The organism is Cryobacterium melibiosiphilum (assembly GCF_003602235.1).
Lineage (GTDB): Bacteria > Actinomycetota > Actinomycetes > Actinomycetales > Microbacteriaceae > Cryobacterium > Cryobacterium melibiosiphilum.
In genome coordinates, this window is sequence record NZ_QZVS01000024.1 from 1 (window position 1) to 6,779 (window position 6,779).

The 6,779-nt window shown below is 69.5% G+C and carries 6 protein-coding genes; 2 read left to right on the forward strand and 4 right to left on the reverse strand.

Annotated elements, in window-relative coordinates; translation table 11 throughout:
• Positions 1-512: winged helix-turn-helix domain-containing protein (locus D6T64_RS00350; RefSeq protein ID WP_233550746.1), on the forward strand; the 512-nt coding region annotated here is incomplete at its 5' end.
• A gap of 291 nt (positions 513-803) precedes the next feature.
• Here the strand turns inward: D6T64_RS00350 and D6T64_RS00355 are convergent.
• Both D6T64_RS00355 and D6T64_RS00360 read right to left on the reverse strand, forming a co-directional pair.
• The gene (locus tag D6T64_RS00355) at positions 804-1,154 is read right to left on the reverse strand and encodes an Hpt domain-containing protein (RefSeq protein WP_119970341.1); all 351 of its coding nucleotides are present in this window, start codon (positions 1,152-1,154) and stop codon (positions 804-806) included.
• Between the two features lie 14 nt (positions 1,155-1,168).
• Positions 1,169-2,641, reverse strand: a complete 1,473-nt coding sequence (locus D6T64_RS00360; RefSeq protein ID WP_119970343.1) for a glycosyltransferase family 2 protein — start codon at positions 2,639-2,641, stop codon at positions 1,169-1,171.
• Between the two features lie 120 nt (positions 2,642-2,761).
• Here D6T64_RS00360 and D6T64_RS00365 point away from each other — a divergent pair, with 120 nt between their 5' ends.
• On the forward strand, positions 2,762-3,490 hold the full coding sequence (locus D6T64_RS00365; protein WP_119970345.1) for a hypothetical protein: 729 nt from the start codon (positions 2,762-2,764) through the stop codon (positions 3,488-3,490).
• A 286-nt stretch (positions 3,491-3,776) separates the two neighbouring features.
• Here the strand turns inward: D6T64_RS00365 and D6T64_RS00370 are convergent, their stop codons facing one another.
• Positions 3,777-4,946: a GGDEF domain-containing protein gene (locus D6T64_RS00370; RefSeq protein ID WP_119970347.1), complete on the reverse strand. Its 1,170-nt coding sequence runs from the start codon at positions 4,944-4,946 to the stop codon at positions 3,777-3,779.
• Between the two features lie 64 nt (positions 4,947-5,010).
• Positions 5,011-6,779, reverse strand: a 1,769-nt coding sequence (locus D6T64_RS00375) for a sensor histidine kinase (RefSeq protein WP_233550747.1), incomplete at its 5' end; no start/stop codon positions are given.

The window sequence follows — 6,779 nt, forward strand, 5'->3', positions numbered from 1 at the left end:
GTCGCCGCGAGGGCGAGCGCCCGCCCGCCCTCAGCGCCGACGCGGAGCCGGCCGGGGCATCCGTCGCCGTGTCCCCAGCCGAGGGCTCGTCGCCGCCGGCCGATGCGGCCGAGCCGGTAGCCACATCCGTCGCCGCGTTGTTCGCCGGAGCCGCGGCCGCTCCCGCCGACGATGCCGAGGGCTGGCTGGAGCACAACGGCCTGCGCCTGAACCCGGGAATGCGGCTCGTCAACCTGGGCAAGAACCGCCTCGAGCTGACCCGCACCGAGTTCGACCTGCTCGAGGCGCTGCTCGAGAGCAACCGGCGGGTGCGCAGCAAGGCCGACCTCGCGCTGCTGCTGCGCGGCGAGAGCTACGTCACGGCGTACTACGTGAACGAGGCGGACAAGCGGGCCGTCGAGGTGCACATGGGCAATCTGCGGCGCAAGCTCGGCGACAGCATCGCGACCCCGCGCTGGCTCGAAACCGTGCGCGGCGTCGGCTACCGCCTCGCTGCCTCCCAGGACGACTGACCCGCCCCGCCCCGCCCCGCCCCGCCCCGCCCCGCGCGCGCCGCGTACCATTCGACGGAGATCACCCCGGTTCCGACCGGCTTTCCCGCTGGCCGAGGCCGATGTCGCGCCCAACACCGTCGAATGGTACAAAACCCGCCGGCTCACGCCAGCCGCCGCCCGGCTGCCGAGGCGAGGCATCCGTCACCGCCGCCGTACCATTCGACGGTAATCGCCCCGAAAGCGGGCCGTTTCCCGGCGAAAACCGACATCTCGCCGCCCAACACCGTCGAACGGTACAGACCCCCGGGGCTAGAGGCCGAAATGGGCGGTCAGCTCGCGGCACGCGTCGGCGCCCAAGGACTCCAGGCCCGCGAGCTGCGCGCGGCAGCCGGGCACGTCGCCCAGCAGCACCGCGCCGTGCACCAGCGCCGCGACGGCCTCCAGCCGCACCGCCCCCACCATCCGACTCGACGAGCGGATGCTCAGCAACACCACGTCGGCGTCGTCCAGCCGGCCGAGGTCCAGCGCCCGCTCGAGCCGCTCGATGCGCACGGCCCACAGCGCCACGAAGTCGCCCACGAAGCGCTGCTGCAGCGCATGGTCACCGCCCAGCTGTGAGTTGAGCGATCGCAGCGACGCTTCCTCGAGGTGCTCGCCCACGAAAACAGCAGCCCTCACACGCGATACCCGCGGTGACGCTTGATCAGCGTCGTGAACATGATCAGGGTCTGCAGCACGGTGACGACCCCGAGGATCGGCCAGCCGACCCACAGCACTGCGGACTGCCCGACCACCGTCAGCTGCAGCCAGATGAACACGAGCGCGGCGGCCGCGGCCACGGCGACGAGCAGCGGCACGAGGTAGGCGTTGCCGGAACCGCGCTCGGCCTTGGCCTGCGCCGCCCAGTTGTCAACCTGCTTGTTGCTCGCGAACTTGGTCCAGGCGCGCAGAAAATGCCCGATCCGCACCCACATATAGGCCTCGGCCGGCACCACGGCCAGCGCGAAGACGAAGTCGCGCCAGCTGCGGCTCTGCATCGACACCGCGGTGCGCAGGTTCAGCAGCCCCGCGACGACCGGCGGAATCAGCCAGATCGGGCTGAACACGAAGGCGCTGATCGACAGAGACGCCGTGAGCAGGATCATGAACATCACCCGGGTGATCACGTTGATGATCATCGAGAAGTTCTCAATCCAGCGCAGCCGCAGGTTCGGGTGGAACGGCTGCCCCTTGGTATCGCCGCGCTGGCCCGGCCACATCAGCTCGATGGCGCCGAAGTTCCACTTCACCTGCTGCGCGTCGAGGCCGCGCATCGTGGTCATGCCGCCGACATTCGCCCGCGCCCGGGCGCTGATTTTGGTCAGGTAGCCGGCACTTTTGATCTGCAGCGAGAGCAGCGAATCCTCGACCTCGCTGTCTTTCACCCACGGGGTGGCCTGGTGGCTCTCCACCATCACGTCGCGCAGCGCCTGGGTCGAGAAGATCGAGAACTGGCCGCCGAGCACGGCCATGTTGCGTCCGCGCAGCATGTTCTGCATGTTGAACGCCGCGAACTGGGCTCGCTGCCCGGCGATCAAAAACCCGCTGATCAGGCCGTCCGGCTGGGTGTCGTCGATGCTGTAAATGGCACTGATGCCGCCGATGCGGGTGTCAGAGTCAATCTCGGCTTCGAGCTGCTCGATCGCGTGCGGGTCGGCGGTGGTGTCGCCGTCGACGCCGAGCAGAAAGTCGCAGCCCTCCACGAGGGAGTAACCGTAGTTGAGCGCCCCGACCTTCTTGTCGGCGTTGACGCCGATGTCATGCACGAAGATCTCCGTCGCCTGCTCCGCTCCCCCGCTGACCCGGGTGTGCGGGCCGGCGTAGTGGCTGGCGATCTCGACGGTGTCGTCGGTCGTGTTGTTCACAATGACGTGGATCACGTCGGGCAGCCGCGTCTGGGCAAGCAGGGAATCGAGCACGGAGCCGATCGTCTCGGCCTCGTTGTAGGCCGGCACGACGCAGCCGATCGTGGCCCGCGAGGTCTGCAGCGAGGCGACGATCTCGGTGAAGTCGTTGTTCAGCTGGGCCGACACGGCGGCGGCGTTCACGTCGGCGACGGATGCGGCGGCTCCGGCCTTCTCGTCGGCAATACGGTCTCTGATGCTCACAGGTCAACTCTGGCAGCCCCCGGGCCGGGTTTACGCGCTGCCCGATCAGGATTGCCACAAGATCCGATCAAGTTGCCGCATCCGCTCTTTGCGGGGTTGAATTGCCCGGAGAATGACAGCATGGACCTCCCCCGCCGTTCTGTGCGCGCCGCACTCGCGACCCTCCCGCGCCGGGCCGCCCGGCGCCGCGTTTCGGGCCTTGCCGCGGGCCTGGCCGTGGTCGTGACCCTCGGCCTCACCGGCTGTGGGCAGGCGCCGTGGCTCGCCGAATCCGGCGCGACCAGCGGCGCGACCACCTCCGCGACCACTGCGACGCCGACTGCTGGCACGTCCGGCACATCCGCCCGCACCTCGACGCGAGCGGATGCCTCCACCCCCGTGCCCACGATCGCTGCGGTCGTAAACGACCTCGCCTCCGGATCCGCCGCCCACACCGTCGCCGCCGGCGACGTCTCCCTCGCCGTGAACTACTGGTCGACGCTGCGCATGGACCAGTGGACGGCCGCCGCCAGCAAACCGGTCAACGTGTCGCTCGTGGGCTCGCTCGGTAGCGACTCGGGGCAGGACATGTTCCTGTCGAAGCTGACCGTGGTGGCGGTGGTGAACGGGCCGACGGGCGCGTTGACGGCACCGCCGGCGTTCACGGACCAGGCCACGGTCTCACCCGGGTACGACATGAAGACCCCGCAGAGCTACAGCCAGGTCATCGTGCTGCCGGCGGTCGCGGCCGCGGCGACGAGTATCACGCTCAGCTTCACCTACGAGCTGCTCGTGCAGACGAACACGAAGGTGCCCACCTACGCGAAGCAGACCGCGACCGACCAGCTCACCATCGCCCTGACCCAATAGCCCCGCCCCCACACGCTCCCGTACCATCGACCCCCGTACCATTTGACGGAGTCCAGCCCGAAAACACCCGGTTCCGCCCCAAAGCGCCCCCATTCGGCGCTCAACACCGTCGAATGGTACAGACACCGCCCGCCCACCGGGCCCGACTCCGGCAGCGGATGCCGCGGCATCCGTCGCCGCCCCCGTACCATTCGACGGAGTCCAGCCCGAAAACACCCGGTTTCACCCTCAGAAACCCCGATTCCGCGCTCAACACCGTCGAACGGTACAGACACCGGGCGGCAGGTCAGGGCAGGGCGGGGGCGTCCGCGGCCGCGATCAGGTTGCCGCCGCTGAGCTTGACGGTCGAGATGCCGTCGCAGACGGCCTCGTTCAGCGCGATCAGGTCATAACCGTGGTCGTAGGTGTCGGCGAGGGCGAAGCTCGCCGTCAGCCGGATCTGGCTCGGCTCGGTCAGCGGGTCATCGACGAGGGCGCTCTGCAGGTTTTCCGCGATGGTCAGCGCCTCGGTGGCCGACGCAACCCAGGCGAGCACCAAGAACCGTCCGGCGGAGTGGTGCCCGATGACGCTCATCACCGGCGCGTTGCGGCGCAGCGTCTGCGCAAACCGCTCGATGGCCTCGTCCCCGGCACCGCGGCCGAACGCCGTGTTGATCTCGGGCAGGTTGTCGATATCCGCGCCGATCAGCACCAGCCCGGCCCGCGCGTGCGCGGCACGGTCGAGGTGGTCGGTCGCTTCCTCAGCGAACACCGTCGCCGAGAGCACTCCGGCCCGCGAGCGGATGCCGTCCACCACGTCGCCGACGGCGTTCACCCCGGCGCGTTCGGCACGCAGCACGGCGACCGCGGTCGACATCACGACCACGAGGGACAGGTTGACCATCGTCGCGACGCCGGCGTTGAAGAACTGCGCGAACACCACGCCGTCGGGTCCGTCGATCACAAACACGATCGCCCGCGCCCCGCTGAAGATCGCCGTGACCGCCATCACGGCCGCCATCATGCGGCCGTTCAGGTTGCGGCCGAGGCGCCCGCGGATCGCCTCCCGCGTCGCGAGCGCGCCGAGCAGCGCGAGCACGATCCACAACTCCACGACGCCGGCCCACTCGCCGCCCCGGGGGCCGTACACCAGCCCGGTCACGGCCACGAACCCGACGAGCCCGACCGAGATGAGCGACCCCGACGAACGCCCGTTATAGAGCCGGACCCCCGACCAGATCGACCCGACACAGACGGCGAGCGAGGTATTGCCGAGGGCTATCCCCCACCACGCCTCCGGCGCGACCATGTTCAGCCCGTACGCGACGCCGACCAGCATCGCCGCGATGAAGGCCAGGCTCCACACCCGGCCCGCCGCATCGTGGCGGTTGAACGCCGCGTTCACGATGAACGTCACGCCGCAGAGCGTCACGACCACCGCGCTCACGACGAACATCGTCGGGGTGTCGAGGTTCATCAGGCTACTCTTTTCTGAATAAATTTCATATATGGAATATAGAATACGGCGACCGGATGCCGCCTCACCGGTGCAGGGGCAGCGTCACGATCGCCGTCGCCCCCCGGCCCGCCCGCGACTCGAGCCGTAGGTCACCGCCGTGCTGCCGGGCGATGTCGCGGCTGATGCTGAGCCCCAGGCCGTAGCCGTGCACGCTCGAGCCGCGCACCGAGTCCGCCCGGTAGAACCGGTCGAACAGGTGCAACTGCTCCTCGGCGCTCATGCCGCGACCGGTATCGGTCACGCGCAGCTCGACCGCGGCATCCGTCGCCTCGATCTGCACCGTGATCTTGCCCGCGAAGACGTTGTACTTGATCGCGTTGGAGAAGACGTTGTCGACGACCTGGCGCAGGCGAAAGGCATCCGCTTCGAGCGGCACGAGCGGTAATGTGCCGGTTTCGAAGACGATGCGGCGTTCTGCCGCGAGTGGCGTGAGCGACTCAATCGCGTCGGTGACGATGCCCGACAGCTCGCACGGCGCCACCCGCAACGCGAGGGTGTGCTTGGTATCGCTGGCCGCGGTGAGCAGTTCGGCGACGAGCGCGAGCAGTCGGTCGGCGTTCTTGGACGCGATGCCGAGCATCCGCCGGCTGTCGGCGTCGAGGTGGTCGGTCGTGCCGCCCTGTCGGTCGTCGTCCAGAACCAGTTCGAGGTAGCCGAGGATCGACGTCAGCGGGGTGCGCAGCTCGTGCGAGACGGATGCGACGAGGTCGTCCCTGGCCTTCACCGCCCGTAGTTCCGTGGTCACGTCCCGCACGACCATCACGCCGCCGTCGAAGTCTCCCAGGTCGTCGAGCACCGGCCGCGCGGAGATCAGCAGCGCGGCCTGCTGCTGGCCGACGTCGCCGATCCACACCGTGAGCCGGTCGACGGTGTCGCCGCGCAGGGCGCGGTCGTAGGGTCGTTCGGTCGGGGCGAACGCGGTGCGCTGGTCGTCCATGTAGACGAGTGTGGTCGTCGGCTGCCCGTCGAGCACCCCGAACCGGCTGAGCAGTTCGCGGTGGGCGCGGTTGATGAAGGTGGGGCGCCGGGACCGGTCGAACCCGACGACGCCGAAATCGACCGCGTCGAAGATCTCGTCGAGGGTCTGCCGCTGCCGCTTCGAGCGCCGCAGGGCGGTCTCGAACAGCTCGGCCTGCTGGGTCAGCAGCACCCGTTGGGCGGCCGCCCGGTGCGTGGTCGCGAAGGTCATGGCCGCGACGAAACTGAGCATGATCGGCACCACGGCCAGCCGGGACACCTCGCTGCCGTCCAGCGAGTCGGTACCGAGCAGCGCCTGCAGCCAGAGCAGCCCGGCCGAGAGCAGCACGCTGCCGACCGCGCCGGCCTTGCCGAAGTGGGTGGACATCCAGATCACCGGGAAGACCAGCAGCAGGCTGACTCCGAGCAGGGGCTGCCCTTCGCGGGCGAGCACGAGCCCGACGATATCGATCACGGGCAGCGCCACGGTGAAGCGCTTGTCGATGCGCCGCCACGGCACCGCGGCCGCGACCCCGGTCATCACGAAAATGAGCGTGAGGCCGGCGAAGAACTGCGGATCGGCCAGCACGATCGGATCCACGAGCGTCGCCACCGCGACCAGCAGCAGCATGGCCCCGGCCAGCAGCAGCTGCGACAGGAACACCGAGCGCTCCACCCGCGGCGTGACCACGGAGTGCCGCCGGCGCCGCGGGGCAGCGAGATTCGGCAGCGTCATGGGCGCGCCACCGGCCGCCCGGTCCCGGCAGGCGTGCCGGCAGGCGTCTCGTCTGACACCCCGGCGGGCGTCCCGGCGGGCACCCCGGCGGGCGTCCC

Bases quoted from the DNA above. Each gene is read 5' to 3' on its own strand.
- D6T64_RS00365 (WP_119970345.1), top strand. From the start codon at position 2,762: ATGGACCTCCCCCGCCGTTCTGTGCGCGCCGCACTCGCGACCCTCCCG.
- D6T64_RS00370 (WP_119970347.1), bottom strand. From the start codon at position 4,946: ATGAACCTCGACACCCCGACGATGTTCGTCGTGAGCGCGGTGGTCGTG.